This window comes from Halopelagius longus (assembly GCF_900100875.1).
Lineage (GTDB): Archaea > Halobacteriota > Halobacteria > Halobacteriales > Haloferacaceae > Halopelagius > Halopelagius longus.
This window is the reverse complement of the sequence record NZ_FNKQ01000001.1, coordinates 225,919-251,311: the sequence shown is the minus strand read 5'-3', so window position 1 is coordinate 251,311 and position 25,393 is coordinate 225,919. Positions and strand designations below refer to the sequence as shown.

Sequence of the window (25,393 nt, the reverse complement as noted above, 5' to 3'; positions counted from 1 at the left end):
GTCGACGCCGACGCGTGAGTCCGTCGCGGCTAGTCGCGTACCGGACGGTCGCGTTCGACGGACCGGGGGTCGGACCCCGTTCGGAGTCGCCCGGACGTGTTCTTCAGGAGGTATCTGAGCACCGCCGCGCCCTTCGGAGGGTAGCGAAGTTCCCCGAGTCGGTCCGGTTCGGCGGGGGTGAACGCGGGGTCCGAGAGGTTCTCGACGGCCGTCGCGAGCATCCGTTCGGCGACGCAGAACGCGCGCGCTTTCACCGCCTGCCACGTGTGCAACTCCGAGATGTCGACGCGTTCGAGGGCGACGATTCGCCCCCCGTCGAGCGTCTCGGTGAGCTGTTGCACCGTCACGCCCATCTCGCCTCGGCCGTCGAAGAACTCCCAGAATCCCGCCCCCATCACTCCGCGGTACTCGCGGATGTCGCCGACGTGGTAACTCAACACGCCGTGGGTCGGTGCGTGCAGGATTTCCCCCATCAGGATGCCGAACCCGGTCAGGCGGACGGCGACGTCCACCTCGGAGGCGACGCCGTCGACGACGAACTCCGGGAGGACCGTCCCGAGTCCGTCGGCGGGTTGCGGCGTGCAGTACACCCACTCCGCGTCCGGCACGCCCTCGACGTCGGTGACCGGCGTCGGACGCTCGTACTCGGGCGTCTCCGTCGCCATCCGCACCGCGCCGACCATCGACCACAGCGGGTAGTTGCGTATCTGGCGCGCCGCGTCCCGCACGAACGCTCGGACGCCGTCCTCCCGGTCCTCGGGGTCGCGGAACACGACGTGCGTGATTTCGGCGTCCGTCTCCGAGACCATCCGCTCGAGCGCCCGTTTCTCCCAGCGGGGTACGCACTCGTCGCAGAGGACGGCCACGCGGAGCGTACTGTCGGAGTTCGGAGCCATCGTGGGGGAAAGTACCCGAAACACGAAACCGAGCGTAAGTAGTTACAGTTGCCATAGTGTGCGAATAGAACGCATAACTGAACGAATATACCAAGACGATATTCCTTAATTGGTCCCACCCTCAACGTTAGTAAGTTGGTTTCAGCAATTGCAATATTACATATGCATTTTCGCGATAGGGAGCGGAGAAAAGGTGGATTCTTGTCGCTCCGGTCCCAACCCCGACTCGGTGGCAGTGAAGACAGTTACCCCCTCCGAGCCCCTTGTGACGAGGACTTCTCCCGAGCCACCGTCTACAGACGCAGCGTGAGTTCCGCCGCGTTCGTCTCTCCGCCTCGGAGCGGAACGCTCGGCGCTCGATTCAGCTGACGAACTTCAGCAGGTCGTCGCGTTTCTGCTCGTGGAAGTGGTTCTGGAGGGCGGAGAGCAACGGTTCGATGTTCCCGCGCTTGGCGGTTATCGGCGCGATGGTGTCCTGCCACTGCTTCCAGGGCGGCATCAGGCCGAGTCGGTCGCAGAGTTCGTCGAGGCGTTCGTCCTCGTCGTCCACCTTGTCCATCTTGTTGACGGCGACGACGACGGGGATTTCGAGTTCGCGCAGGAAGTGAAACATCTCCACGTCGTGCGGTATCTCGTCGGGGCCGGAGTGGCGGTCGATGATGTCGACGACGCTCTTTCCGTCCACGACGAGGACGCCCGCGAGGATGTCGTCGGCGTTCGCCTCGATGTACCGCACGATGTCGGTCATAATCTGTTCGCGGCGGTCCTCCTCGACGCCGGACATGAACCCGAACCCCGGCAGGTCGGTGAACATGAAACTCTCCGGGGCCCAATCGAAGTGGTTTGGCTTCCGCGTCACGCCGGGTTTCTTCCCCGTCGTGAACTTCGAGTGTCCCGTCAACTCGCGCATCAGCGTCGACTTCCCGACGTTTGAACGCCCGACGAGGACGACCTCCTGCCGGTCCGGGCGGTCTTCGAACATGTGTGGACGGACGCCGCCGCGGCGGTTAATGCTGACGTTGACGACCTCCTCGAACGCGCTCTTCGACCCGTGTCCGGAGACCGCCGACCGGGCGTCTCCCGATAACGTCTCTATCTTCGAACAGTCTTTTTTAAGCAACAATCTTATTACGGTTGCTGTGTAGGCTGAGACAGAGTACCATGCAACGGACCTCCGACCAGCCCTCGAACGGACCCCAACCGGGTGACTCCCCGAAAGAACTCCGGCAGGCGCTTCGTGACGCGACCGCCCTCCTGAACGACGACGTCGAACAGCCACAGTCGTTCTTCGTGGCGATGCAGTACGGCAACGGGACGGACTACATCCACGCCCACGCCGACAGCAACGACGACCAACTCAACCAGAAGGTGTACGACCTCTTCTCGCCGCTTGCGGTCCACGTCCAGCAGGTCGCCGAGGCGGCCAACGCCGACCCGGAGAAGGTGCTGGAGTGCACCGCCGAGATACTCGACAGCATCGAGGAACCCGAGCGCCTCGGCGAGTAGTCGGAGCGACGCGAGTCCTCGCCGCCGCGGAGCCTAGCCTCAGGGCGTGAACACCGGTCTGATACAGCCGTCTTCCTTCTCCTTGAACATCTCGTAGCCCCGCGGGGAGTCCTCCAAGGAGAACTCGTGGGTCGCCAGATACGACGGGTCCATCTCCCCCTCCTCGACGTGTTCGAGGAGTTCGGGGACGTACCGCTGACCGTGCTGTTGTGCGGTGCGGACGGTGAGGCCCTTGTTCATCACGACGCCCATCGGGAACTTGTCCATCACGCCGTAGACGCCGAGAATCGAGAGGGTGCCGCCCTTCCGACAGGCGCGGATGGCCTGCCTGAGGGCGTCGCCGCGGTCGGTGTGGAGTTTCAACTGCTGCTTCGCGCGGTCGTAGGCGTGGGCGACGCCGGTGCCGTGGGCCTCCATCCCCACCGCGTCGATGCAGGCGTCCGGGCCGCGCCCGCCGGTCATCTCGTGTAGCGTCTCGACGACGCTGTCTACCGCCGTGTAGTCGATGGTCTCCGAGCCCGCCTCTTTCCGCGCCGTCCGCAGTCGTTCGGGGAAGCGGTCGATGCCGATGACTCGCTCCGCGCCCATCAGTCGGGCGCTGTGTTGGGCCATCAGGCCGACGCCGCCGCACCCCCAGACGGCGACGATGTCGCCGGGTTCGATGTCGCAGAAGTCCGCGCCCATGTAGCCCGTCGGCCACGCGTCGGAGGCAAAAAGCGCCTGCTCGTCGCTCAGTTCGTCGGGGACGTGGAAGCAGTTCTCCTCGGCGTGGGGCACCCGGACGTACTCCGCGTGCGACCCGGCGTACCCGCCGAAGGCGTGCGTGTAGCCGTAGATTCCGGCGGTCGCGTCGCCGAGAATCGGCTCCTGTAACTCGGGGTTGGGGTTCGTGTTGTCGCAGAGCGACCACAGGTCGTCCTGACAGTACGCGCAACTGCCGCACCCGACGAACGAGGGGACGACCACCCGGTCGCCTTCTTCGAGGCCCTCGACTTTGCGCCCGACCTGCGCGACTTCGCCCATGAACTCGTGGCCGATGACGTCGCCCTCGCGCATCGACGGGAGGTAGCCGTCGATGAAGTGGAGGTCGGAACCGCACGCCGTCGTCAGCGTCACGCGCAACACCACGTCGCGCGGGTTGACCAGTTCCGGGTCGGGGACCGTCTCTACGCCCAAGTCGTTGACTCCGTTCCAGCAGAGCGCTCTCATCCTTGTCTCCTCATACCGTATCACCGCGTCCGCGAGCGGAGGGGTTGCCTTCGAGCGTCGGTATCTCCCCCGTCTCGACGAGGCTCTTGAACCGCCGAAGCGCCTTCTTCGCGAGGACGGCAGGGACGAACCCCGAGAACTTCATCGCCGCGTTGCCGACTTTCCCGCCGGGCGGGTCGAAGCGCAGGTGAAGCGTCACCTCCGTCCCCTGGTCGCCGGGCGCCGAACGGAGTCGAATCGACCCCTCGTTCGGCACCGTCGCGTTCTCCATCGACTCCCAGCGCAGCAGTTCTCCGGGTTGGCGCTCGACGAACCGCGTCTTCCACTCCATGTCACGGCCGAACGGGCCGTGGACCGTCCAGTGAAGTCTGTCCTCGTCCACCGGGTCCACGTCGGCGAAGTGACCCATCACCTGCGCCAACTGCTCGGGGTCCTGCCAACGCTCGTACAGTTCGTCCGCGTCGGCTCCGACGGTGACCGTCCGTTCGACGTCCGTCTCGACGGGTTCCTCGTCGCCCTCGCCGCGACTCCCGCCGCGTCCGAAGACGCTCGGGAGGGGACTCCGCCCGGGGATGCTCCGGTGGAGCAACCACCCGCCGGCCAACGCGGCCACCGTCCCGGGCCACGTCCGCCGCCTGACGCCGAACCAGAGGAGTGCGCCGCCGAGAATCGTCGAGGCGACTCGCACGCCCGTCCCGACGTCGGGTTCGTCGTCGGAGGGGTTCGGCGTCGGCAGGGCGGACGACTCCCCGTCCAGTACGTCCTGAATGCGGGCGGTCATGGCGGGGACCAGTTCGACGCCGGACTACCGATTCGCTCCGCGCGCGGCCGACGTCCCGCGGTCGGTCGCCCGCGCTCTCGGTACGGTCGGTTCACAGACATTGTGTAACACGTCCTCGTCGGAAACTGGCGGGGCGACGACATGTGCGTTGGGCCTGCAAACGCCGGAGGAACGACCTATTAGTGCGTCGCCCGCGCCCGTCGAGACATGGACAAACAGGACGTTCGCGAACGCGTCTGGGACGAGTTAGCCGAGAGCGGCGAGGCGCGGTTTCCGTACCCGCCGCACGGGAGAATTCCCAATTTTAACGGCGCGGACGAGGCGGCGGAGCGACTGGCGGCGACCGAAGCGTGGCGGGAGGCGGATGCGATCAAATCGAACCCCGACGCGCCGCAGTTGCCCGTCCGCCGGGCCGCACTCCGGCAGGAGAAGACGGTGTACATGGCCGTTCCCAGACTCCGAGAGGAGAAGTGCTTCCTCCGCCTCGACCCCGCGGAGATAGACGACTACGACCACGCGACGACCATCGGCGGGTCCGCGGAGGTGGGCGTACAGGTCGCACCCGAGGAGATGGACCCCATCGACCTGATAGTGAGCGGTAGCGTCGCGGTGGACGAGTCGGGCGGGCGAATCGGCAAGGGCGAGGGGTACAGCGACTTGGAGTTCGCCCTCCTGCGGGAGTGCGGCCTCGTCTCCGACGAGACGGTGACCGCGACGACGGTACACGAGATGCAGGTGGTGGACGACGACGTCGACGCGGGGGCGCACGACGTGCCCATCGACCTGATAGTCACGCCCGAACGAACGGTCCGAGACGAGGTGCGGGCGAAACCGTCGGGCGTCCGGTGGGCGGAACTGTCCGAGGAGCGAATCGAGGAGATTCCGATTCTGCGCCGGTTGCGACCGGAGTAGGGGAGAATTCATCCGGCGTTAACGGGAGTCTGAGCGTCTAAATCCACGTTTTCCGGAACGAACGGCCACACCAGTTATCCGTTCTTACGCCGAACATCTCCCACAGAGCCGAGCCGTACATCGCCGCTCTCCGACACCCCGCGAGGGCGAACGAAAACCGGAGGAGACAGAGACCCATGAGCCAGACCCAACCCCAGACGAACGCGGTAGAGACAGTACTCGATTACGCGGAGAAAGACACGTCCCCGGAGGACGCCGGCATCGCCGACGTGTCCGAGGCGGTACTGCAGGACATAGACGAGATCGGTGAGGGCGACCTCTCGGCCGACGTGGTCGGACGCGCCATCGGCGAGGCGTTGGGACGCGAACTCGGCGCGCGCCTCGGGAACGAACTCGGCGCGTGGTTGGCGCTACGGATACGCGACGCGGTGACGGGCGGCGACGAAGCCGGGTCGCTAACGGAGATGCTTCGGTCGTGGGTGAGAGCGCTCAAAGAGTGGCTCCAAACGATGGGAGACGTACTTCCCGGAGTCGGCGACGGGAGCGAGGGGGCGCTACCCGCCGGCGAAGAGGTAAAGGACGCTATCCCCGTGTCCGGCGGGCCGGCGGAGTCCGACGAGGAGTCCGGAGACGAAGAGTCCGAAGAGGAGGGAACGTCGGACGACCAACAGGCCATCATCGACCGCATCCAGGAGTCGTTCGACGTGAGCGCCGAGGAAGCCGCCGCCATCGTCCGCGGCGAGGAGACCGAACCACAGAGCACAGAGAGCGACCAGTCGCCCGAGGGGAGCGAATCCGACGGATCGGAGGCCGACGAGGGGTCCGAGTCGCAGGCGCAGGAGACGGACGCGAGCGACGGCGGCGACGACGCCGAGGGCGACGAGACGGAGACCGGCGAGGGCGTCGCCGCGGACGAGGGAACCGTAGACGAGGCGGTGAGCGCAGAATCGGACGCGGGCGCGGTCGAAGAGGAGATAGAAGCGGACGCCCAAGGCAGCATCGAAGCGTCGGCCGAGGAAGTCGAAGAAGCGAGAGAGGAGTCCGAAGGCGACGATTCGGAGGCGGAGGGCACCGACGCCGACGAAGAAGCGACGGACGCCGGCGAGGACGGCGGAGCGGAGGCGGACGAGTCGAGTACGGACGAGGAGTCCGAAACGGACGACTCGGACGCCGACGGAGGTTCCGATGCCGACGGAGACGCGAATACAGAAGGCGACTCCGACGGGGACGGCGACGCGACGCGAGACGAGATGAGCGACCGGTTGGTCGAGATGTCGGAGGACGACCTACAGGGACTCGCGCAGGACCTCGTGAACGAACTCAAACAGCGTCAAGAAGGGACTGCCTGACGGCGGCTACGATTCGTCCGCATCCGATTTCTTCTTCCCGTCGGTCGGCGCGGTGAGTCGAGACCGCATGGGGTGTCGGGCTACCTCCTCCCGACTCAGTTCTCGCTGTATCTCGTCCCACTCCTCGAACATGCCGTACTCCCGCATCGTCGCCATGCCCGCGAGGGCGGCGCGGAGTTTCAACCCCACGAGGGGGATGTCCGCGACGGTGATGAGCACGTCCGCCTCGACGACGGCCCCCTTGTGGAGGAGCATATCGACTAGATCGACGACCGCGTGTTGGTCGCCCTTACTCGGTTTCACGGCGACCCCTCCTCGGTCGCACCCACGTCGAGTTCCGGCGCGAAGGAGTACGGCGGCCACGGACCGCTGAACCGCACCTCGACGCCGTCCTCCGCGGCCACGTCGTCCAGTATCTCGCCGATGTCGTCCTCGTTGTCCACGGGGGCCAACACGGCGAATCGGACGGAACTCGTCGCGTCGTCGTCGTCCGGTTGCGCGCCGACGAGCGACGCGCTTCGGTTCTCGCCCAACCGTTGGACCCGTTCGGCGTACCGGGCCAGTTCCTCCGCGACGGCCTCGGCCTCGTTCTCGCGGTGTTCGCGCAGGAGGTCCTCCAACCGCTGTTCGTACTGCTTCCCGACGAGGAACCCGGTCCCTTCGCCGGCCTCCTCCTTCTTCTCCCGGAGTTCGCCGAGGCGGTCGTCCGTCTCCGCGAGGCGGTCGGCGAGGGTGTCCTCGTTGCGGCGCACTTCGATGCGGTACTCGCGCCGTCCGGCGAGAGCGTCGAGGGCGTCCCGGAGGCCGTCGGCGGACTCCCGAAGCCACTCCCGCACGGTGTCGTCGTCGCCCGTCAACACCGTGTCGAAGCGGACGGGAAGCGGGGTGCCGAAGGCGTCCGCGGCGGCGTCGGTCACTCGCTGGTGGGCCAACAGCCAGCGTTTCAGCGTCGTCGGGTCGTCGCTGTCGTACAGCGATTCGCAGCGATGGACCACCGCGCCGACGTCGCCTTCGGTCAGGACGCGGACGGGTTCGTCCTCGATGCCTTCGACGTCGAATTCGGCGTCCGCGTCGTCGGCCCGGACGACGCAGTAGAGGTACCGCCCCTCGTCGAACTCGGCGGACGAGGCGTCGGCGGCGTCACTCATCGCGTTCGACCTCCGACGCGGGCTTCACCCACTCGGTGTCTTCGACCTGCCGGATGGCGTCTTCGACCAGTCCGTCCAAGTCGCCCCGCAGGTCCTCGACCGGTTCCTCGATTCCCTCCTGCTCTTTGAGCGAGTCGATTTCGGACTCGATTGCGGCCAACTGCCGACCGAGGCGCTCTATCTCCTCGTCTGTGAGGTGTCCCGACTCCATGCGCCGGACCGCCTCGCGTTCCAACGCCTCCACGAGCAGTTCGACCACGGTGACGACTAACGCCACCAGCCCGGTCCCGGCGTTCTCGTCGTCTATCTCTATCGTGGTCATCCTTCGTCACCGTCTCCTTCGTCCTCCGAGGACGTGTCTTCGTCGGCCGATTCGTCGGCGTCGTCGCCCTCCGCGTCGTCGGTGACGGAGTCCTCGTCCGCCTCGTCACCGTCGGCGTCACCCGACTCGACTTCGGGTTCGTCGTCGGCGTCGTCGTCGTCGGCCTCGGATTCGCTTTCGGCGTCGGATTCGTCTTCGGAATCGGGTTCGCCTTCGTCCGACACCGCCTCGTCGTCCGGCGACGCCGGCGTCTCACCCGTCGCGGGCGTCTCCGCCGACGTCCGGGTCTGACCGCTGGCGGGAGTTTGGCTGGTGACGGGCGTCTTCGCGGTCAGAAACTCCGCCTCGTCGGACTCGTCGTCTTCGTCGTCGTCCCTCCGGGCCTCCGCCGCGTCCAGTTCCTCCTCCGAGGACTCGGTCACCGTTACGGGCGCTTCCGCCTCGGAGAGGCCCTCGCGGCGTTCGCCTTTCGCGGCGGCCTCCACGCGGTCCATGTCGGTCCCCTCGGGGAACTCCAGTCCGTACTCCGCGGCCGTCTCGAAGGAGGCGATGGCCGCGCGCACCTTCACGCCGAGGAGTTCCGTGTCGCCGATGGAGACGACGATGTCGGCGTTTATGACGACGCCTTTGTCCAGGAGCATCTCGACCATCTCCGCGAGGTCGGTCTTCTGGCGGGACGGTTGCTCAACCATCGGACTCACCCCTTTCCGGTTCCGTCTTCGTCTCTGCCTTCGGTTCCGTCTCCGTCTTCGTCTCCGCTTTCGCTTCCGCCTCCGATTGCGACTTGCGCGCCTCCTGTTCGAACCGGGAGCCGTAGATGCGCTTGCGGTTCGGGGCCGTCGAGTAGCGCGTCTCCCGCGGAATCGTCGAGTAGTGCGTCGCGTGCCCGATGTCGCCGCGGTCGTTCTGTATCGTCCGGACCGCGGTGGGGTTCCGCGAGGAGGTTTTCTTACTCTGACTGCTGGTGCGCTCTTGGTTCTTCTCGTAGACCTTCTTCAGTTTCTCGTGGGCCTCCAGCATCCCCGCGCGGAACTCGTCTACGGCCTCCATCGCCTTCGACTGAATCCCTATCTGGACGGCCTCCGGGTCGTAGTCGCCGAGTCCACTGCCGTCGCCGCCCATCAATCCGCCGTCGTCTCCGCCGACCAGTCCGTCGCCGTCGTCTCCGGCGAGAATCCCGTCGTCGGCGTCGGCGGACTCGTCGGAATCGTCGCCGGTGAGGGTGTCCGCGGCGCTTTCGACCAGCGAGTCGTCGTCTTCGGCGTCGTCGCCGGAGATGGCGTCCGCGGCGCTTTCGACCAGCGAATCGTCGTCTTCGGCGTCGTCGTCGATTAACGCTTCGAGTTCAGCGATGACGTCGTCCTCTTCGTTCCTCTCGGCGTCCGCGTTCCCGTCGTCGGACCCGCCGAGGAGGCCGGAGTCCTCGCCGCCCGAATCGAGTAGGCCGGAGTCCTCGCCTCCGAACATCTCGGAGTCCCGCGACTGCTTCCAGAGTTGGCGGACGTCGGTCGCGCCGAGCATCTTCCGGAGTTCGACCGCACGGAGGAGTTGCCGGTAGTCGACGGCGTCCCCCACGTCGCCGTCCCGAAGTGCGTCGGGTATCTCGCCGACTTCGACCGCCTTCGCGAGTTCGCCTGCGTCCACGGCGTCCGGGAGTTCGCTCACGTCCACCGAGTCGAGGACGTCTTCGAGTTCGTCCGCCGTGTGAACCAGTCGCTGGAGAGTCTGGAGGGCGTCCTCGACGTTCCCCTCGTCCACCGACTCCTCGAGCTTCGCCATCTCCTCTTCCGTTCGACTGAGGAGTTCGTCGAGGTCGTCACTCATCGGTCCTCCCCTCCTCGGGTTCGATTCGGACCTGCAGGACGCCGTTGTTGAGTCGCGCGGTCGTGTTTCGCTCCGGCGGAACGTCCACGGGGACCCTGTCGACCTGACTACCGTCGACTGCGACGACCAGTTCGTCGTCGTCGAGTCCGACCGTCACGTCGTCGGGGTCGAAGTCGCGGAGGTCCACGGTGACGATGGCCACGTCCTCCTCGTGACTGACCGCAGACGGGAGGTCGGCGTTCGTACGCCGCTTCGTCCGTGGTCGCTCCTTCCGCGGCGTGCGTCTCGGCCCGTCGCGCGTCGGCCGGTCGTGCTCCGGCCTGTCGCCGAGTCCCGTCTCGACGGAGTACCGGTACTCGACGGACGAGCGGTCGGTGTCGAACAGGCCCGAACCGCTGTTTCGGTTGCGCTTTCGGAGCGAAGACAGCAGGCCCGTCAGCGCCCGTAGTCCCGCACCGAGCGACACGCCGTCCCGGTCGTTAGGTCGGTTCTCGTCGTCGTCGTTTGAGTCGTGCATTAGCGTTTCACCTCTACCTTGCCGCCGGACAGTTGCTCGCGCACCTCCTCGGCGAGTTCCAGTTCCGCTTCAAGTTCCTCCTTCCGACGCTCGTACTCCGCCTGGGACCGTTCGCCCAGTTCGTACAGCAGTTGGTTCTCCTTCAGTTCGTCCTGCAGCGCTTCGATGTCGTACATCTCTTCGAGCGCCAACTGGTGGAGGACGTCGAGGAGCGAGATAAACGGCCGTACGAGTATGTCGTCAAGGAGGAACATGGCTTATCTATCGACGCCGACGTGGATGTCGACGAAGTTGTAGGGGGCCCACGGACCGGTGTACTGCACCAGCACGTCGCCGAGTTCGGCTTCGAGTTCGTCCACCGCTTCGCCGAACTCGTCCTGCTTGTCGCGCTCGACCAGATACGACCGGTTGAGCAGCAGTCGGTCGCTGAACTGGCCGTTCTCGACTTCGTTGATGCTGGCCTCCGTGAGGCGTTCTGCCGCTTCTTCGACGGTGCTCTCGTCGAGGTCCGTGTCCTCCTCGGAGACGACTTTCACGCCCAGTTCGACCATTCCCTCGACGTCGTTGAGCGCGCGCTTGAACGCCGGGCGCGCGCCCCGGAGGACGTTCTTCAGCGTTCGCGCGTCTTTGAACGCCATGCCGAACTGCATGGGAACGACCGTCCGGCCGTCGCCGTGTTCCAGTACCGTCCGTAGCACTTCGTCGTGCGCCTGTACGTTCTCGTCGGTCCGTTCGGGGTCCGTCGTGTCGATGTCGGAGACGATAGCCGAGACGGTCTTGTGGGTGACCGTGTACACTCGCTCGGCCCCTCCGACCCCGGATATCTCTAAGTCGAGGTCCTCTGCGTCGATGGCTCCGTAAACGTACAGGTTCTCTTCGCTCATTGGAATCTTCGCGCGGAATCGCGGCCGTCCGCGACGGCTGTCCGCACACCTTCATATAAGGGGGGCTACGCGGATAAGAGATGGTGTTTATCAAAAGGACTGAATCTATACCGGTCGATCGTTTCCCCGATCTGGGTATTAATTCTCTAATTTGCAACTGTATCGGAAGATAACCCTTCTATGTTCACATCTTGGCCTCAAGCCTCATTACGTTCCGGGTCGGACCATCAGTTCCAGGTCGATTACAATGGCACAACGAACACCCAACTCATCAAGTCTCGCGGAAGTCCTCGACCGGGTTCTCGACAAAGGCGTCGTCATCGACGTCTGGGCCCGAATCTCCGTCGTCGGTATCGAACTCCTCACCGTCGAGGCGCGCGTCGTCGTCGCGTCGGTCGACACCTTCCTCCACTACGCGGAGGAGATCGCGAAAATCGAACAGGCGAGCGCCTCGGGCGATATCGACGAACTGGAGGAGATAGAAGTCGAAACCGAACCTGCACAGACGCAGTAATCGACTGAATGACCGACGGCTCCGAACACAACCGGACGGTACGCGGCCTCCGCGTGCGGTCCGACAACGAAGAGACACAGCGCCGAAGCAAGGAGGAGAAGAACCTCGACCGACACCGGTCCGAGGTGGACGAAAGCGGCGACGAGGGACCCCTGTCGGCCGAGGAGGTCGCCAAACGGTTCGAGCCGTTCGTCGAAACCGACGAGACGCAGGCGCTCGTCGAGCGCATCAACAACTGGTGGGCGGCCGAACAGCCCGTTCACCTCGTCGGACCGACCGGATGCGGGAAGACGACGATGGCCGTCCAAGCGGCGGTGGCGCGCGGACGCCCCATCGTCTGGATAGAGGGCGACGACGCGGTCGATACCGCCGCGCTCGTCGGCGAACACGCGGGCAAAGAGCAGTACACCGAACGCGACCAGTACGTCAGGGACGTGGTGAAGAAGACCTCTATCACCCGCGACCGTTGGGTGGACAACCCGCTTTCGGTCGCGGCGCGGGAGGGCGCGACGCTCATCTACAACGAGTTCTCCCGCTCGAAACCCGCCGCGAACAACGTCCTGCTGTCGGCGTTCGAGGAGGGCCTCCTGGAGTACTCGACCGGTCGCGGGGCCGACCGAACCGTCGAGGTCCACCCGGAGTTCAGGACGGTGCTCACCTCGAACTCCGTCGAGTACGCCGGCGTCCACCGCCCCCAGGACGCGCTTCTGGACCGACTCGTCGGCATCCACATGGGCTTCTACGGCAAGGAGACGGAGGTCGAAATCGTCGATTCGGAAGTCGACGAACTCGACCGCGAGAGCATCGAGAAAATCGTCACCATCGTCCGCGGCCTCCGCGAGGAGATGGACATCACCGTCGGCACGCGGGCCGCCATCATGGCCGCGCGCGGACTGTCTGCGTTCCCGCCGGAGGACGACATCCTCGTGGACATCTGCACGGACGTTCTCGCTTCGAAGGTATCTTCGCGGGAGGAAGTCGAGGAGATTAGGGGCCAGATTCAATCCATCGTGGGAGGAATATGACAGTATGGCCAACGCCCCAGCGACGAGCGACGAGACGGAGCAATGCATCGCTCTCACCCGGGACGGCGAACGGTGTTCCCGAACCGCCGGCGACGGCGACTTCTGTTACCAACACGGACAGAGCGACGATACTATCGACGAGATAGCCGCCGACGGCGGAACGGAAGCCGAAAGCGGGAGCGAAAGCGACGGCGGGAGCGGAAGCGGCGAGAGCGAAAGCGAATCCCGAGACGAAGCCGAAACGGAGTCCGAGTCCGACGCCAACGCCGAAACGGAATCCGAATCCGAATCCGACACCGACGCCGAGTCCGACGCCGACACCGACTCAGACGCCGACTCCGGAGACGGAACCGAGACGAGCGACATCGGCAGGGAGGGCGACGAGACGGTGGACTCGGACGGACTCGAAGACGCCGCCGAGGGGACGGGCGGGGAGTCCGTCGATATCGTCGAAGTCAGACGAATCGTCGAATCCACCGCTTCGGACCTCATCGGACGGGAGTTAGACGGCATCAGCGAGATCAGAGCCGAGGAGGACGGCTGGTTGGTCGTGGCCGACCTGATAGAGCGTCCGGCGGTGCCCGACTCCCAAGACATCCTCGGCAGTTACGAACTCGAACTCGGACCCGGCGGCGCGATTCAGGGCTACCGCCGCGTCAACCGCTACCGGCGGAGCGACACGGCGGACGTGGAGTGACGCCGCTGCGCGCTATTTTTCCGCTCGCGAATCGTCGGTAGCTCCGTCGTCCGGAGCGTATCCCGGGGAGTTTTTCCCTCACCCGCCCCACGTTCGATCGTGCGACTCGTCCAAGTGATGGTTCCGACGGGGAAGCGACAGGCCGTCGTCGGAGCCCTCGAAGAGGAGGGCATCGACTACGCCCTCTCCACCGAGTCGAGCAACCGTCAGTACGCCGCAGTCGTCACGTTCCCCATCCCGAAAGCCGCCGTCGAACACATCCTCCAACGCCTCCGCGACGTGGGTATCGAACGCGACTCCTACATCGTCGTCACGGAGGCCGAGACGGTCGTCTCTCGGCGCTTCGACGAGCTTCAAGACGAGTGGAACGAGGAGAACCCGGAGGGGAGCGACCGAATCGCGCGCGAGGAACTCGTCGCCCGCGCCGAGGAGATGGCGCCGCAGACGCTGACGTTCGTCGTGATGACCGTCATCAGCGCCATCGTCGCCACCGCGGGGGTGCTCCTCGACTCGCCCGCCGTCGTCGTCGGGTCGATGGTCATCGCTCCGCTGGTCGGCCCGGCGATGACGACGAGCGTCGGCACGATAATCGACGACCGGGAGATGTTCGCCCGCGGGGCGAAGTTGCAGGCGTCCGGCATCCTCCTCGGCATCGTGAGCGCCGCGCTCTTCGCGCTGGTACTCCGGATGACGAACATCGTCCCCCTCACCGGGCAGGAGGTGTTCTCCATCGGGGAGGTGGAGTCGCGCCTCTCGCCCGACGTTCTGTCGTTGGTCGTCGCCCTCGGTGCGGGGGCCGCCGGGGCGTTCTCGCTCGCTTCCGGCGTCTCCGCCGCCCTCGTCGGTGTCATGATCGCCGCGGCGTTGGTGCCCCCGATGGCGGTGGTCGGTATCGGCCTCGCGTGGGGGTCGCCGGTCGCGGTACTCGGGTCGGCGGTGCTCGTCCTCGTGAACGTCCTCTCCATCAACGTCGTCGCCCTCGTCGTGCTGTGGCGGATGGGATACCGGCCGAAACTGTGGGTCCAGGAGAACGAAGCCCGGTCGATCATGATGACCCGCGTCACGACGTTCAGCGTGATTCTGCTCATCCTCACGGCCGTGCTCGGCGCCGCCACGTACGGTTCGGTTCGGAGCGCGGAGTTCGAGAACGACGCCCGGGTCGCAATCGAGGAGTCGCTTCCGCAGGACGCGAGTCTCATCTCGATGGAGGTCGGATATCGGAGTTTCCCCCTCCTGACCCCGGAGCGCATCACCATCACTATCGGCTATCCGCCGGGCGAACCGCCGCCGCAGGTCGCCGACGAAATCAGCCGCAAACTCAACGACCAGGCGCCCGAGACGCTCGAACCGTGGAGAGAGGAGGGCGTCCAAGTCGAGGTTCGATACATCGCCATCCAACGGCCGAACGGAGAGTCGGGCGGCGCGACGACTCCCGGAGACGAGGACGGCGGCCCCGAACGCCCCGCGGTGTCCGCGAGGGGGGTCGGCCCCCGTTCGCCCGCGGTCTGAGTGACTGAAAGAGGCCTTTGTCTCAACGGCGGGTTGAATACCTGAGCCGCCGATGTACTGTCATGCGATACAGAGCGCACCTACTTCCGACCGCACTCGCCGCCCTCGTCCTGCTCTCTGGGTGCCTCGCGCCCCTCCAGACCGACGGCGGAAGCGACGACGGGGCCGCCGCCGGCCCCGCGACCATCTCGGCGTCCGGGTCAGGCGAAGTGACCGCGGAGGCCGACCTCGCGGTGATTTCGGTCTCCGTGACCGCCACCGCCGACTCGGCCGACGCCGCCCGGAAACAGGTGGCCGAGGACGCAGACCGGATGCGACAGGCGCTCCGTGACGCCGGCGTGCCCGACGACGCCGTCGAGACCACCGACTACCGCGTCGACGCCCAGTACGACCACTCGAAGGAGAGCCGCGAAGTCGTCGGTTACCGCGCGGTCCACACCTACAGCGTCGAAGTCGAACCCGCCCGCGCGGGCGAAATCGTAGACGTCGCCGTCGGCAACGGCGCGAGCGAAGTCGGCAACGTCGCGTTCACCCTCACCGAGGAGACGCGCGCCGAACTCAGACAACAGGCGATAGAGCGCGCGATGGACGCGGCCCGCACGGACGCCGAGACGATGGCGTCCGCGTCGAACCTCACCCTCGGCGACGTCAGGTCGGCCTCGACGGACGGCAGCAACCAACCGATGTACTACGACCGCGCCGTCGCAGAAACCGCCGCGGGAGGCTCCACCTCCTTCGAACCCGGCCCGGTGACGGTGACCGCGACGGTCAGCGTCACCTACGAAGCCGAGTAACCGCAGAACAACCGATTCGACTTCGACCGACCCGCTTCGGCCCTCCGCCGAACTCCGTATTTTCCGAGTTACTCCTGCCGAGACGGCGGGATATCCGGTTCGTATCCGACCGCATCGACGGCGGCGTCGAGTACCTCGTCGATACCCTCGTCGTTCGTGACGCTCATGTAGAGGTCTGCCTCCACGTCCGTCGAGCGGTCGCTCTTGTTGCAGACGGTCAGGACGGGGACGGAGCCGAACCGCTCTTCGACGGCGTCGCGGAGTTCTAACTGCACGTCGAGGGGATACCCGCAGGCGCCGCTTGCGTCCACGACGAAGATGACGGCGTCCGCGAGATGTTCGAGTGCGCTCGCGGCCTGCCGTTCGATGTCGTTTCGTTCCTCCTCGGGCCTGTCGAGGAGTCCCGGCGTGTCGATTATCTGGTAGCGAACCCGGTCGCGCTCGAAGTGGCCGATCTGGACGCCCCGCGTCGTGAAGGGGTAGCGCGCTATCTCGTTCGAGGCGCGGGTGACCTTGTTGACGAACGACGACTTGCCGACGTTGGGGTAGCCCGCGACGACGATGGCCGGTTCGTCGGGGCGGATGTCGGGGAGGTCCTTCAGGTCGTCGCGCGCCTCGCCGACGAGGAGCAGGTCGTCTTCGATTTCGTCCATGATGTCTGCCATCCGGGCGAACGCCTGCTTGCGGTGCTTCCGCGCCGTCTCCGGCTCCGTCTTGCGGAGCTTCGGCTGGTACTCGCTGCGAATCTCGGAGATCTGCCGACTCGCCCACGTCACCTCCGAGAGCGCCTGCCGGAGTTCGTCGACGTCCACGATGGCGTCCGCGAGTTCGTAGTAGAAGGGGTCCACCGTGCCGAAGTCGGGCCACTCCGTGACGACGTTCTCTAAGTTATCCGAGAGGATAGAGGAGGCCGTCTGCAGCATCGACTGCTGGGCCTCTAACCCGGACTTCGCACGTCCGGAACGCGCCGCGCGAGAGAACGCCTTGTCGAGAAGTTCCTCCGACCGCGGCGTCGTCGGTAGGGACTCGAAAATCATGTTGCACCGTTTACTCGGCCGAAGGGTAAAAGGCCGTCCTTTGGCGTCGCGGGCGCGAGCCGAGCGTTACCACGGCGACCGGCGGCGCACGTCGAGTCTGACGCGGTACGGAAAGTCGCCGCCGTCGTGCCCGTCGCCGCCGTCGGCGTCGCGCCCCTCGACGGAGACGCCCACGTCGCCGTCGAGTAGCCACGTCCCCGCCCCGCCGCGTCCGAGTTCGTAGACGGTGCCGACCGTCTCGCCCGGTTCCACGGCCGTCTCCGTCCCGAGACCCGTCATCGAGAGGACGCGTCGGCCGACGGTGCTCACCCCGGGAGCGTCGCGGTACTCGTCGCTCCAGAGCGTGAGACGCGACTCTCGGTCGTCCGGGCGGTGCGCGCCGACGACGCCGAACGGCATCGGCGGCCCGGCGGCCACCGCCACCGTCTCCGCGCCCTCGTTTCGGAGCGAAAGCGAGAACGCGGCGGGGTCGAACGGTGCGCGCAGGGACTCGCGGACGGCGACGTCGACGGAGAGCGGAACGTCGCGGACGTCGCTGACGTACGTCGTGTAGTACCGGCCGTCCGCGCGGAGGTAGTCGGCCTCGCGGAGTCGTTCCGCGACCGACGCGGACAGGTCGTTCGTCCCGAATACGCCCGGCACCGCGGCGGCTTGCCTGAGCGTCGGGCGGACCGACGCCGGAAACGACGAGAGTTCGACGCTCTCGCCGCGTTGCTCGGTGCCGAGGTCGTTGAATCTGAGCCCGTAGTCGAACCGCTCGGCCGTCGCGGCGAGTTCGTATCGCCGCGTTCGGTGGACGACGCCCGCGCCGACGGCGGCGCCCGCGGCGGCGACGGACGCGAGAAAGCGTCGGCGTTTCACGTGAAACGGTTGGGATTCCGACGCGAAAACGGTTTCGGGGACGGCGCGTCGGCCGCCGCGTCCGGCGACACGGGCGGACTGCCGCGACGCTTTTGCTCGCGAGACGCGTACGTTCGGACATGGCAATAGACTGGCGCGCCGTCGCCGTCGGCTTCGTCGTCATCCTCGTCGTCGGAGCCGTCGGCCTGAGTCTGCCGGTAGTGGGACAGATAGGCGCAGGACTCCTCGGGGGGTTCGCCGCGGGCTACCTCGCCGGCGGGAGTCTCGGACACGGCGCGTGGAACGGCCTCGTCGCCGGGTCGATTTCGGGCATCATCCTCACGGTCGGCCTCGCCCTGTTGGGGAGTCTCGTCGGCCTCGTCGGCGGCCCCGTCGGGTCCCTCGTCGGCGGCGGGGGCGTCCTCCTCGTCGGCTTGGTCGTGACGCTCCTGTTCGCTATCGACAGCGCACTCGCGGGCGCGGTCGGGTCGTGGGCGAAAGGCGCCTAAAACTACCCCTCGCCGCGCTCTAAGTATTCGCGCTGAACCTCGACCACTTCCGTCGAGTCCGCGCAGTCCGCGTAGCGACGCAACGGTTCCTCGTTGAGTTCGAGGAAGGTGTGGCCCCACGTGAACTTCGAGAGAATCGCCTCCGCGCGCTCTCTCCGGCCGAAGATGCACAGCGCCGCCGCCAACGCCTCGACGGTCGTCAGGCGCATCGGCCGCCCGAAGTTGACCGGGTTGGCCGCGACGAGGTACGGGAGGGCGCGGTGGTCGCCGGGGAGCGAGAACATCGCCTCGCCCGCCGACTCCCACGAACAGTCGAGGGCCACGAGGGTCGCCGCGTCCGCGTCGGCGGGCGAGAGCGCACGCTCCGCGTGGGGGTTCAGGACGACGCCGTACGGCGTCGCGCGGTCCGAGCGGTGGAGTTCCGCGAGGTCGAACTTCGCGAGTTTCCGGGCCGTACACTTCTTCGGGTCGTCGTCGCCCTCGTAGCGAACGTGGAGTTCGTACGCCCTCTCGGTCGCGTCTGCGGTCACGTCCGTCCCTCCGCGGCGTGCCGACAAAAGGGGTTCGTCGCGCCGCGGGCGACAGACAGATGCGTCTCCTGGCAGAGAGAAACGGTATGGAACCGACGGAGGCCGACGACGGAAGCGACGCCGACGGAGACGTCGGAGACGAGACGGCGACCGCACGCGAATACTACGAGGCTATCGACGCGGGCGACTACGACCGCCTCCGGTCGCTTCTGGCCCCCGAGTTCGTCCACGACCGACCCGACCGGACGTTCGAAGGGCGGGAGTCGTTCGTCGCGTTCATGCGCGAGGACCGCCCCGAGAGGGACACCACCCACGAGGTGGTGAACGCGTACCGCGCGGCCGAGGGCGGCGGGCGGGCCGTCCGCGGGCGGTTGGTCGGCGCGGACGGCGACGTTCGGTTCGAGTTCGTGGACGCGTTCGCGTTCGAGGGCGGTCGGATCGTTCGAATCGACACGTTCACGCGGTGAGCGCGGGCGTCACGCCTCCTTTCTGACCGCGATGACGCCGTCGGAGTCGATTCGTACCTCCTGACCGTCGACGTAGAGCGACACCGAGAGGTCGACGCCGGCGTTGCGGGCCCTCACGAGCAGTTTCTCGATCGCCTCCGGGTCCGTCCCGGAGAGGCAGGAGGTTCGTTCGGCGTCCGCGTCGAGAGAGAGCAGAAGCGACGCGTCGAGTTCGTCGGGTCCGTCGAACCGGTGGCGTCCGATCGCGTACCACCGCGTCTCTTCGGCCGACCTCATCGAGCATCACCGGATGTATCGTACCGAGTCCGTCTGACCATACACCCGCCGGTCGTCGTGGACCGTCAAGTAAGGGGTCGGCCGTGGCAGCCAGTTTCGTCGGATTACGCCGAGTTTCACGTTAAACGCCGGATTAAACGGGGCGCTGACGGGTCGGACGCGGCGTCACTCCTCCGTTCCAGCGCCCAGGGCCGACTCGCCGACCGGGTCGTGGCCCTCGATGCGTTCGCGGCCGCCCATGTACGGTCGGAGCGGTTCTGGAACGGTGACGGTGCCGTCGTCGTTCTGGTAGTACTCGAGGATGGCGACCATCACGCGCGGGACGGCGAGGCCCGACCCGTTGAGCGTGTGGAGGTACTCCGCCGACTCGTGGCGTTCGGGCCGGTAGCGCAGTCCGGCGCGGCGGGCTTGGAAGTCCTCGAAGTTCGACACCGACGACACTTCGAGCCACCGTCCGCCCTCCTCGGGGCCCCCCTCCATGTCGTCGCCGGGGGCCCACACCTCGATGTCGTACTTCTTCGCCTGCGTGAAGCCCAAATCGCCCGTGCACATCTCCAGGATGCGGTACGGGAGGCCGAGGCGGCGAAGCACCTCTTCGGCTTCGTCGACGAGTCCCTCGAATCGGTCGTAACTCTCCTCGGGGCGGACGAAGTTGACCATCTCCACCTTGTTGAACTGGTGGACACGGACGATGCCGCGCGTCTCGGTGCCGTGTTCGCCCGCCTCGCGCCGGAAGTTCGGCGTGTACGCCTGCAGCTTCAGCGGCAGGTCGTCGTCCAAGAGAATCTCGTCGCGGTACATGTTCGTGACGGGCACCTCCGCCGTCGGACACAACCACAGGTCGTCGTCGTCGTACGGCGCCTCGTTCGACTCGCCGAGGCGGTAGGCGTCATCGGTGAACTTCGGGAACTGGCCCGTCCCCTCCATCGACCGCGAGTTGACCGGAACCGGCGGGAACACGTCGGTGTACCCCTGTTCGCGGTGGACTTCGAGGAAGAACTGAATCAGGGCGTGTTCGAGCATCGCGCCGTCGCCCTTCGTGAAGTAGAAGCCGCCGCCGGTCACCTTCGCGCCGCGTTCGAAATCTAAGATGCCGAGTTCCTCGCCGAGGTCGTAGTGCGGGATTACCTCGTCGGGGAGTTCGCGCATGTCGTCGAACCCCTCGCGGCGGCGTTCGACGTTCTCCGACTCGTCCTCGCCGACGGGAACGTCCTCGTGGGGTATCTGGGGAATCCGCATGAGGGCCGCCTCCAGTTCGTCCTCCAGTTCGTCGGCGCGGTTCTCGACCTCCTCTAACTCGGCTTTGAGCTCTTGGGACTTCTCGATGGCCGCCTGCGCCTCCTCCTCTTTCCCCTCGGCTTTGAGTTCGCCTATCTTCGAGGAGGTCTGGTTGCGTTCGTGCCGCAGGTCGTCGCCGCGGTTCTTCAGCGACCGCCACTCCTCGTCGACTTCGAGGACTCGGTCCAAGTCGACGTCCTCGACGCCCTTGTTCCGTAGCGCCTCCCGGACCGTCTCCGGGTTCTCGCGGAGGAACTGCCTGCTAATCATTGCTCCGAGGTTCTGACGGGCGAGGCAAAACCGTGTCGCATCTGTGTGCCCGCGCGGCAGGGTTCCGGTCACTCCGCGCCCGAGACCGACGAGTGGGCGTCCGAAAGCGCCGCCTCGGCGTCCGCGACCAGCGTCTCCACGATGGTCGCCGCCGGAGCGACGTCGCGGGTCAGTCCCACGCTCTGACCCGCGTACAGCGGTAGTTCCGTCACGTCGCCGTCCGTCCCCGGAACCGCAAGCGAGTCCTCGTACCGCGAGAGCGGTTCCCCGTCGGGGGAGCGAGCGACCGTCTCCCCCTCGCCGGGGCGTCCCGCCTCCGGCCTGCCCGCCGCCCGCCAGCGGTCGGTCGTCTCGTTTTCGACGACTCGGTGGGGGACGCCCGGCCACCCGTCGGGGTACGGCGTCCCGTACACCGTCTCCGTCTCGTCGGCCTCGACGACGCGGCGGCGGTACGCGCGGTGGACGCGCGCCTCCTCCGCCGCGAGAAACCGGGTTCCGAGCCACGCCCCGTCCGCGCCGAGCGTCACCGCCGCCGCGAGTCCCCGCCCGTCGGAGATGCCGCCCGCGGCGACGACGGGGACGTCCACCGCGTCGGCGACTCGCGGAACCAGCGGCATCGTCGCCACGTCGCTTTGGACGTGCCCGCCCGCCTCCCAGCCTTGGGCGACGACGACGTCGACCCCGGCGTCCGCCGCGGCCCGGGCCTCCTCGGCGCTCCCGACGGTCTGGAGCACCACCCCGCCCTCGTCGTGGATTCGGTCCACGAACGGGGCGGCGTCGCCGAAGGAGAGCGAGACGATATCCACCCCGGCGTCGAGGCACGCCGCCACGAGTTCCGACGCGGGAACGTCCGACGCCTCGGGGTCGAGGACGACGTTCGCGCCGACGGGGGCGTCCGTCCGCCGGGTCGTCTCCCGAACCGCCTCCCTCGCGTCGTCCGGGGCGCGCCACGTCACCGCGAGCATTCCCAGTCCGCCGGCCTCCGAGACGGCCGCCGCGAGGCGGGGGCAGGTGGCGCTTCCGATGGGTGCCTGCACCACCGGTCGCTCGATGCCGAGTCGTTCCGTCAAGCGCGTGTCCATGGTCGTCGCGTCGAACCGTCGGCGAGCGGACACTTATGTCTCACCCGGTGGCCGGCCGAACGCTTTTGGCTCCGGGCGTCCCCCCTCACGCATGGCGATTGGCGACGTGGAGGCCGTCTCCGGCCACGACGACGTGTACTATATCGACACCGGGATGTACGACACGGAAGCGTACGGCTCCGTCTACATCGTGGACGCGGAGCGACCGACGCTCGTCGATTCGGGCATCGGCACGAACCACGAGCGAATCTTGGAGGCCCTCGAATCGGTCGGCCTCTCCCCCGAGGACGTCGAACTGATTCTCCCGACGCACATCCACCTCGACCACGCGGGCGGCGCGGGCTACCTCGCGGAGGCCTGTCCGAACGCGACGGTGATGACCCACGAGATAGGCGTCCCGCACCTCGTCGACCCGGAACGCCTCGTCGAGGGGACGAAAGCCGCCGTCGGCGACCAGTGGCAGTTCTACGTGGACCCGAAACCGGTCCCCGAGGACCGAACCGAACCGCTGACGGACGGCGACGAGATATCGCTCGGCGACCGGACGCTCGAAGTCGTCCACGCGCCGGGGCACGCGCCCCACCAGACGATGTTCTACGAACCGGACGAGGAGATACTGTTCACCGGCGACGCCGCGGGCATCTGGGTCCCCGCGAAGGGCGAGATTCGGGAGACGTCGCCGCCGTCGCAGTTCGACCTCGAAGCCTGTCTGGAGGACGTCCGAACCATCGAGGAACTGTCGCCGGAGACGCTCTGTTTCGGCCACTTCGGCCCCCGCGAGTACGACGACGACCTGATGGAGACGTACAAGCGAACGCTCGTGGAGTGGGTGGAGGCGGTCCGGCAGAAGCGCGAGGAACTCGGCGACGACGAGGCGGTGGTCGACCACTTCGCCGAACACACGCGGATGGTGAACGTGTGGGGCGAGACGAAGGCCCGCGCGGAGGAACGCCTGAACGCGCGGGGCGTCCTCGGCTACCTCGACTGGAAGGCGAAGCAGGACGACGGGGAGTGACCCGCCGTCGGCCGCCGAGACGGGCGGCGACGGGGGATTCGGTAACAACTCGTTACGGACAACGACCGGTTGAACGCCGAACAACGTTCGGCCGCGCGAACGCACGTGATTTTACGTTGCGGACGGACGAGGAAGTGACATGGACTGGCGGGACGCCGAGGCGGCCTTCGACGACGAGGTAATCGGCCGCACGACGCTTTCGAGAACGTTCGAAGACAGCGCGGAGCGAAACGCCCGACGGACCGCCCAGCAGTACAAGGGCGGAGTCTACGACCGGTCGCTCGTCGAACGCGGGGCCGTCGCCGCCGCGCCCGAAGGGGAGTACGCCGACCTGACGTACCGCGAGATGCGGGACGTGGTCCGCAACCTCGCCGCCGGCTTTCGGGAACTCGGCGTGACCGCCGCCGACCACATCGGTATCTTCGCGCACACGCGAATGGAGTGGGCGCAGACCGACTTCGCCCTCCTCGCGGCGGGCGCGGCGGTCACGACGGTGTACACCTCCTCCTCCGACCGACAGGTCCGCTACTTATTGGACGACTCGAACGCGGCGGGCGTCGTCGTCGAGAACGCCGACCTCCTCCGGCGGGTTCTCGCCGTCGAAGACGACCTGAATCTGGAGTTCGTCGTCGTGATGGACGAGATACCCGACGGAAGCGGGATGGCGGGTGCCGTCCGCGACAGGGACGACCTGCTCACGTTGGGCGAACTCCACGACCGGGGCGCGGCGGCGTTCGACGAGGCGACGTACGAGGGATGGATCGAGGAACGCGGCCCCGACGACCTCGCCTCCCTCATCTACACGTCCGGGACGACGGGCAGGCCGAAGGGCGTGCGCCTCACGCACCGGAACTTCCGCTCGAACGTCAACCAGTGTTACCGGCGGTTCGGCCCCCGTCCCGACAAGGACGACGTGCCGGTCGTCTCGTCGGACTCGGTGACGCTGTCGTTCCTCCCGTTGGCGCACGTCTTCGAACGACTCGCCGGACACTACCTCATGTTCGCCGCGGGCGCGACGGTGGCGTACGCCGAGAACCCCGACACCCTCCGCGAGGACTTCCAACTCGTCGCGCCGACGACCGGGACGAGCGTTCCGCGGGTGTACGAGAAACTGTTCGACGCCGTCCGGTCGGAGGCGTCCGAGTCGGCCCTGAAACAGCGCATCTTCGAGTGGGCCGTAGACGTGGGGCGGCGACACCACGAGAGCGACGCCCCCGGCTACCTCCTCGGCCTGCAACACAGGGTCGCCGACCGACTCGTCTTCGAGCAGGTCAGGGAGGCCCTCGGCGGGCGGATAGAGTTCTTCATAAGCGGCGGCGGGAGCCTGTCGGCGGAGCTGTGCGCCCTCTATCACGGGATGGGACTGCCGATTCTGGAGGGGTACGGGCTGACCGAAACCTCGCCCGTCATCGCCGTCAACCCCGTCGAGGAACCCAAGGTGGGAACCATCGGTCCGCCGGTGGAGGACGTCGAGGTGAAACTCGACGACACCGTCGTCGGCGACATCGAGGGCGAGGCGGGCGGCGACGTGGGCGAACTCCTCGTCCGCGGCCCGAACGTGACCGACGGCTACTGGAACCTCCCCGAGGAGACGGCGGCGTCGTTCGAGGACGGATGGTTCCGGACGGGCGACATCGTGGAACTGCGGCCGGACGGGTACGTCGCCTTCCGGGAGCGTGCGAAGCAGATACTCGTGCTCTCGACGGGGAAGAACGTCGCACCCGGACCCATCGAAGACGCCTTCGCCTCGAGTTCCGTCGTCGAACAGTGCATGGTTCTCGGCGACGGCAGGAAGTTCGTCTCGGCGCTCGTCGTGCCGAACTTCGAGGGAGTGCGCGAGTGGGCCGAACGCGAGGGGATCGACCTGCCCGAGGACCGGCAGGACCTCTGTCGCGACGAGCGAGTTCGCGAGCGGATACAGGCGGAAATCGACGGCGTGAACGAGTCGCTCGAGTCCTACGAGCGGATAAAGCAGTTCCGCCTCGTCCCCGAGGAGTTCACCGAGGACAACGAACTCATGACGCCGACGATGAAGAAGAAGCGCCGGAACATCCTCGATCGGTACGCAGACCAGATAGAGATGCTGTACCGCGCCCCCGACGACCGCGACGAGGCGACCGCCGCCTCGCGCGACTGAGTTTTCCACCACATTTGGCCGATTTCGGATGTTTTCCGGACGAACGTTCAGTTTCGCACCCGGAA

At 66.8% G+C, this 25,393-nt stretch carries 30 protein-coding genes; 12 read left to right on the top strand and 18 right to left on the bottom strand.

Going from position 1 to position 25,393, the window contains the following annotated elements:
* Positions 1-29: 29 nt before the first annotated feature.
* Entirely contained in the window at positions 30-896 is an 867-nt protein-coding gene (locus BLS11_RS01265; protein ID WP_092531752.1) for a formyltransferase family protein, read from the bottom strand.
* 361 nt (positions 897-1,257) lie between these two features.
* On the bottom strand, positions 1,258-1,878 hold the full coding sequence (gene engB / locus BLS11_RS01260) for a GTP-binding protein EngB (RefSeq protein ID WP_092534388.1): 621 nt from the start codon (positions 1,876-1,878) through the stop codon (positions 1,258-1,260).
* Between the two features lie 179 nt (positions 1,879-2,057).
* On the opposite strand from engB, the gene BLS11_RS01255 reads away from it, so the two are divergent.
* Positions 2,058-2,402: a hypothetical protein gene (locus tag BLS11_RS01255; protein ID WP_092531749.1), complete on the top strand. Its 345-nt coding sequence runs from the start codon at positions 2,058-2,060 to the stop codon at positions 2,400-2,402.
* Between the two features lie 39 nt (positions 2,403-2,441).
* Here BLS11_RS01255 and BLS11_RS01250 read toward each other — a convergent pair whose 3' ends face one another.
* Together BLS11_RS01250 and BLS11_RS01245 are read right to left on the bottom strand one after the other, a co-directional pair.
* Positions 2,442-3,611, bottom strand: coding sequence for a zinc-dependent alcohol dehydrogenase (locus tag BLS11_RS01250; protein ID WP_092531746.1), 1,170 nt, complete (start codon positions 3,609-3,611; stop codon positions 2,442-2,444).
* Between the two features lie 10 nt (positions 3,612-3,621).
* Entirely contained in the window at positions 3,622-4,392 is a 771-nt protein-coding gene (locus BLS11_RS01245) for an SRPBCC family protein (protein WP_092531743.1), read from the bottom strand.
* A 207-nt stretch (positions 4,393-4,599) separates the two neighbouring features.
* Between BLS11_RS01245 and BLS11_RS01240 the strand changes: the two genes are divergently transcribed.
* Together BLS11_RS01240 and BLS11_RS01235 are read left to right on the top strand one after the other, a co-directional pair.
* Entirely contained in the window at positions 4,600-5,304 is a 705-nt protein-coding gene (locus BLS11_RS01240; protein WP_092531740.1) for a 5-formyltetrahydrofolate cyclo-ligase, read from the top strand.
* A gap of 176 nt (positions 5,305-5,480) precedes the next feature.
* Positions 5,481-6,653, top strand: a complete 1,173-nt coding sequence (locus tag BLS11_RS01235; RefSeq protein WP_092531737.1) for a hypothetical protein — start codon at positions 5,481-5,483, stop codon at positions 6,651-6,653.
* Between the two features lie 6 nt (positions 6,654-6,659).
* Here BLS11_RS01235 and gvpM read toward each other — a convergent pair whose 3' ends face one another.
* Genes gvpM through BLS11_RS01195 form a run of 8 tightly spaced genes read right to left on the bottom strand, consistent with a single transcriptional unit; the run spans position 6,660 to position 11,348 of the window.
* A complete protein-coding gene (gvpM, locus tag BLS11_RS01230) occupies positions 6,660-6,956 on the bottom strand; it encodes a gas vesicle protein GvpM (RefSeq protein ID WP_092531734.1) in 297 nt (98 codons plus the stop codon).
* A complete protein-coding gene (gvpL, locus tag BLS11_RS01225) occupies positions 6,953-7,801 on the bottom strand; it encodes a gas vesicle protein GvpL (RefSeq protein WP_092531731.1) in 849 nt (282 codons plus the stop codon). Before gvpL ends, gvpM begins: the two co-directional genes overlap by 4 nt.
* Positions 7,794-8,123: a gas vesicle protein GvpK gene (gvpK, locus tag BLS11_RS01220; protein ID WP_092531728.1), complete on the bottom strand. Its 330-nt coding sequence runs from the start codon at positions 8,121-8,123 to the stop codon at positions 7,794-7,796. The genes gvpL and gvpK overlap by 8 nt, the downstream gene beginning before the upstream one ends.
* Positions 8,120-8,815: a gas vesicle protein GvpJ gene (gene gvpJ / locus BLS11_RS19950; protein WP_092531725.1), complete on the bottom strand. Its 696-nt coding sequence runs from the start codon at positions 8,813-8,815 to the stop codon at positions 8,120-8,122. The genes gvpK and gvpJ overlap by 4 nt, the downstream gene beginning before the upstream one ends.
* Positions 8,808-9,947, bottom strand: a complete 1,140-nt coding sequence (locus BLS11_RS01210; protein WP_092531722.1) for a hypothetical protein — start codon at positions 9,945-9,947, stop codon at positions 8,808-8,810. Before BLS11_RS01210 ends, gvpJ begins: the two co-directional genes overlap by 8 nt.
* On the bottom strand, positions 9,940-10,464 hold the full coding sequence (gene gvpH, locus BLS11_RS01205; protein WP_092531719.1) for a gas vesicle protein GvpH: 525 nt from the start codon (positions 10,462-10,464) through the stop codon (positions 9,940-9,942). The genes BLS11_RS01210 and gvpH overlap by 8 nt, the downstream gene beginning before the upstream one ends.
* Entirely contained in the window at positions 10,464-10,718 is a 255-nt protein-coding gene (gene gvpF, locus BLS11_RS01200; RefSeq protein WP_092531716.1) for a gas vesicle protein GvpF, read from the bottom strand. Before gvpF ends, gvpH begins: the two co-directional genes overlap by 1 nt.
* Before the next feature lie 3 nt (positions 10,719-10,721).
* Positions 10,722-11,348, bottom strand: coding sequence for a GvpL/GvpF family gas vesicle protein (locus tag BLS11_RS01195; RefSeq protein WP_092531713.1), 627 nt, complete (start codon positions 11,346-11,348; stop codon positions 10,722-10,724).
* Between the two features lie 247 nt (positions 11,349-11,595).
* Between BLS11_RS01195 and gvpA the strand changes: the two genes are divergently transcribed.
* From gvpA to BLS11_RS01170, 5 genes are all read left to right on the top strand, one after another.
* Positions 11,596-11,862: a gas vesicle protein GvpA gene (gene gvpA / locus BLS11_RS01190; RefSeq protein WP_217628970.1), complete on the top strand. Its 267-nt coding sequence runs from the start codon at positions 11,596-11,598 to the stop codon at positions 11,860-11,862.
* A gap of 8 nt (positions 11,863-11,870) precedes the next feature.
* Positions 11,871-12,887 carry a gas vesicle protein GvpN gene (gene gvpN, locus BLS11_RS01185; protein ID WP_092531710.1) on the top strand — a complete coding sequence of 339 codons (1,017 nt, stop codon included), beginning with the start codon at positions 11,871-11,873 and terminating at the stop codon, positions 12,885-12,887.
* Between the two features lie 4 nt (positions 12,888-12,891).
* A complete protein-coding gene (gene gvpO / locus BLS11_RS01180; RefSeq protein WP_092531707.1) occupies positions 12,892-13,584 on the top strand; it encodes a gas vesicle protein GvpO, halophile-type in 693 nt (230 codons plus the stop codon).
* A gap of 99 nt (positions 13,585-13,683) precedes the next feature.
* Positions 13,684-15,093 (top strand): TIGR00341 family protein, encoded by a 1,410-nt coding sequence (locus BLS11_RS01175; RefSeq protein WP_175454343.1) that lies wholly within the window; start codon positions 13,684-13,686, stop codon positions 15,091-15,093.
* A gap of 62 nt (positions 15,094-15,155) precedes the next feature.
* Positions 15,156-15,887, top strand: coding sequence for an SIMPL domain-containing protein (locus BLS11_RS01170; RefSeq protein ID WP_092531704.1), 732 nt, complete (start codon positions 15,156-15,158; stop codon positions 15,885-15,887).
* A gap of 68 nt (positions 15,888-15,955) precedes the next feature.
* On the opposite strand, the gene BLS11_RS01165 is transcribed toward BLS11_RS01170, so the two are convergent.
* Both BLS11_RS01165 and BLS11_RS01160 read right to left on the bottom strand, forming a co-directional pair.
* The gene (locus tag BLS11_RS01165) at positions 15,956-16,924 is read right to left on the bottom strand and encodes an NOG1 family protein (protein ID WP_092531701.1); all 969 of its coding nucleotides are present in this window, start codon (positions 16,922-16,924) and stop codon (positions 15,956-15,958) included.
* A 66-nt stretch (positions 16,925-16,990) separates the two neighbouring features.
* Complete coding sequence (locus BLS11_RS01160; protein WP_092531698.1) at positions 16,991-17,785, bottom strand: DUF8130 domain-containing protein; 795 nt, start codon at positions 17,783-17,785, stop codon at positions 16,991-16,993.
* Between the two features lie 119 nt (positions 17,786-17,904).
* Between BLS11_RS01160 and BLS11_RS01155 the strand changes: the two genes are divergently transcribed.
* Positions 17,905-18,273, top strand: coding sequence for a DUF5518 domain-containing protein (locus tag BLS11_RS01155; RefSeq protein ID WP_092531695.1), 369 nt, complete (start codon positions 17,905-17,907; stop codon positions 18,271-18,273).
* A 2-nt stretch (positions 18,274-18,275) separates the two neighbouring features.
* Here BLS11_RS01155 and BLS11_RS01150 read toward each other — a convergent pair whose 3' ends face one another.
* Positions 18,276-18,803: a DUF367 family protein gene (locus tag BLS11_RS01150; protein ID WP_092531692.1), complete on the bottom strand. Its 528-nt coding sequence runs from the start codon at positions 18,801-18,803 to the stop codon at positions 18,276-18,278.
* 86 nt (positions 18,804-18,889) lie between these two features.
* Between BLS11_RS01150 and BLS11_RS01145 the strand changes: the two genes are divergently transcribed.
* Positions 18,890-19,270: a nuclear transport factor 2 family protein gene (locus BLS11_RS01145; RefSeq protein ID WP_092534379.1), complete on the top strand. Its 381-nt coding sequence runs from the start codon at positions 18,890-18,892 to the stop codon at positions 19,268-19,270.
* Positions 19,271-19,279: 9 nt separating this feature from the next.
* On the opposite strand, the gene BLS11_RS01140 is transcribed toward BLS11_RS01145, so the two are convergent.
* From BLS11_RS01140 to BLS11_RS01130, 3 genes are all read right to left on the bottom strand, one after another.
* The gene (locus BLS11_RS01140) at positions 19,280-19,546 is read right to left on the bottom strand and encodes a hypothetical protein (protein ID WP_092531689.1); all 267 of its coding nucleotides are present in this window, start codon (positions 19,544-19,546) and stop codon (positions 19,280-19,282) included.
* Between the two features lie 165 nt (positions 19,547-19,711).
* Positions 19,712-21,094 carry a serine--tRNA ligase gene (gene serS, locus BLS11_RS01135; protein ID WP_092531686.1) on the bottom strand — a complete coding sequence of 461 codons (1,383 nt, stop codon included), beginning with the start codon at positions 21,092-21,094 and terminating at the stop codon, positions 19,712-19,714.
* Between the two features lie 68 nt (positions 21,095-21,162).
* The gene (locus BLS11_RS01130; RefSeq protein WP_092534376.1) at positions 21,163-22,176 is read right to left on the bottom strand and encodes an NAD(P)H-dependent flavin oxidoreductase; all 1,014 of its coding nucleotides are present in this window, start codon (positions 22,174-22,176) and stop codon (positions 21,163-21,165) included.
* A gap of 91 nt (positions 22,177-22,267) precedes the next feature.
* On the opposite strand from BLS11_RS01130, the gene BLS11_RS01125 reads away from it, so the two are divergent.
* Together BLS11_RS01125 and BLS11_RS01120 are read left to right on the top strand one after the other, a co-directional pair.
* Positions 22,268-23,191, top strand: coding sequence for an MBL fold metallo-hydrolase (locus tag BLS11_RS01125; RefSeq protein ID WP_092531683.1), 924 nt, complete (start codon positions 22,268-22,270; stop codon positions 23,189-23,191).
* A gap of 139 nt (positions 23,192-23,330) precedes the next feature.
* Positions 23,331-25,328 carry an AMP-dependent synthetase/ligase gene (locus tag BLS11_RS01120; protein ID WP_092531680.1) on the top strand — a complete coding sequence of 666 codons (1,998 nt, stop codon included), beginning with the start codon at positions 23,331-23,333 and terminating at the stop codon, positions 25,326-25,328.
* Positions 25,329-25,393: the final 65 nt, after the last annotated feature.

What these genes read in the sequence shown, in the direction of transcription:
- BLS11_RS01165 (WP_092531701.1), bottom strand. Translation starts at nt 16,924, where the DNA reads ATGATTTTCGAGTCCCTACCGACGACGCCGCGGTCGGAGGAACTTCTC.
- gvpL (WP_092531731.1), bottom strand. Translation starts at nt 7,801, where the DNA reads ATGAGTGACGCCGCCGACGCCTCGTCCGCCGAGTTCGACGAGGGGCGG.
- gvpK (WP_092531728.1), bottom strand. Translation starts at nt 8,123, where the DNA reads ATGACCACGATAGAGATAGACGACGAGAACGCCGGGACCGGGCTGGTG.
- BLS11_RS01240 (WP_092531740.1), top strand. Translation starts at nt 4,600, where the DNA reads ATGGACAAACAGGACGTTCGCGAACGCGTCTGGGACGAGTTAGCCGAG.
- BLS11_RS01235 (WP_092531737.1), top strand. Translation starts at nt 5,481, where the DNA reads ATGAGCCAGACCCAACCCCAGACGAACGCGGTAGAGACAGTACTCGAT.
- BLS11_RS01145 (WP_092534379.1), top strand. Translation starts at nt 18,890, where the DNA reads ATGGAACCGACGGAGGCCGACGACGGAAGCGACGCCGACGGAGACGTC.
- gvpJ (WP_092531725.1), bottom strand. Translation starts at nt 8,815, where the DNA reads ATGGTTGAGCAACCGTCCCGCCAGAAGACCGACCTCGCGGAGATGGTC.
- gvpO (WP_092531707.1), top strand. Translation starts at nt 12,892, where the DNA reads ATGGCCAACGCCCCAGCGACGAGCGACGAGACGGAGCAATGCATCGCT.
- BLS11_RS01125 (WP_092531683.1), top strand. Translation starts at nt 22,268, where the DNA reads ATGGCGATTGGCGACGTGGAGGCCGTCTCCGGCCACGACGACGTGTAC.
- BLS11_RS01210 (WP_092531722.1), bottom strand. Translation starts at nt 9,947, where the DNA reads ATGAGTGACGACCTCGACGAACTCCTCAGTCGAACGGAAGAGGAGATG.
- gvpH (WP_092531719.1), bottom strand. Translation starts at nt 10,464, where the DNA reads ATGCACGACTCAAACGACGACGACGAGAACCGACCTAACGACCGGGAC.
- BLS11_RS01120 (WP_092531680.1), top strand. Translation starts at nt 23,331, where the DNA reads ATGGACTGGCGGGACGCCGAGGCGGCCTTCGACGACGAGGTAATCGGC.
- BLS11_RS01130 (WP_092534376.1), bottom strand. Translation starts at nt 22,176, where the DNA reads ATGGACACGCGCTTGACGGAACGACTCGGCATCGAGCGACCGGTGGTG.
- gvpN (WP_092531710.1), top strand. Translation starts at nt 11,871, where the DNA reads ATGACCGACGGCTCCGAACACAACCGGACGGTACGCGGCCTCCGCGTG.
- serS (WP_092531686.1), bottom strand. Translation starts at nt 21,094, where the DNA reads ATGATTAGCAGGCAGTTCCTCCGCGAGAACCCGGAGACGGTCCGGGAG.
- BLS11_RS01245 (WP_092531743.1), bottom strand. Translation starts at nt 4,392, where the DNA reads ATGACCGCCCGCATTCAGGACGTACTGGACGGGGAGTCGTCCGCCCTG.
- gvpF (WP_092531716.1), bottom strand. Translation starts at nt 10,718, where the DNA reads ATGTTCCTCCTTGACGACATACTCGTACGGCCGTTTATCTCGCTCCTC.
- BLS11_RS01155 (WP_092531695.1), top strand. Translation starts at nt 17,905, where the DNA reads ATGGCAATAGACTGGCGCGCCGTCGCCGTCGGCTTCGTCGTCATCCTC.
- engB (WP_092534388.1), bottom strand. Translation starts at nt 1,878, where the DNA reads ATGTTCGAAGACCGCCCGGACCGGCAGGAGGTCGTCCTCGTCGGGCGT.
- BLS11_RS01140 (WP_092531689.1), bottom strand. Translation starts at nt 19,546, where the DNA reads ATGAGGTCGGCCGAAGAGACGCGGTGGTACGCGATCGGACGCCACCGG.
- BLS11_RS01265 (WP_092531752.1), bottom strand. Translation starts at nt 896, where the DNA reads ATGGCTCCGAACTCCGACAGTACGCTCCGCGTGGCCGTCCTCTGCGAC.
- BLS11_RS01255 (WP_092531749.1), top strand. Translation starts at nt 2,058, where the DNA reads ATGCAACGGACCTCCGACCAGCCCTCGAACGGACCCCAACCGGGTGAC.
- BLS11_RS01250 (WP_092531746.1), bottom strand. Translation starts at nt 3,611, where the DNA reads ATGAGAGCGCTCTGCTGGAACGGAGTCAACGACTTGGGCGTAGAGACG.
- BLS11_RS01195 (WP_092531713.1), bottom strand. Translation starts at nt 11,348, where the DNA reads ATGAGCGAAGAGAACCTGTACGTTTACGGAGCCATCGACGCAGAGGAC.
- BLS11_RS01170 (WP_092531704.1), top strand. Translation starts at nt 15,156, where the DNA reads ATGCGATACAGAGCGCACCTACTTCCGACCGCACTCGCCGCCCTCGTC.
- gvpA (WP_217628970.1), top strand. Translation starts at nt 11,596, where the DNA reads ATGGCACAACGAACACCCAACTCATCAAGTCTCGCGGAAGTCCTCGAC.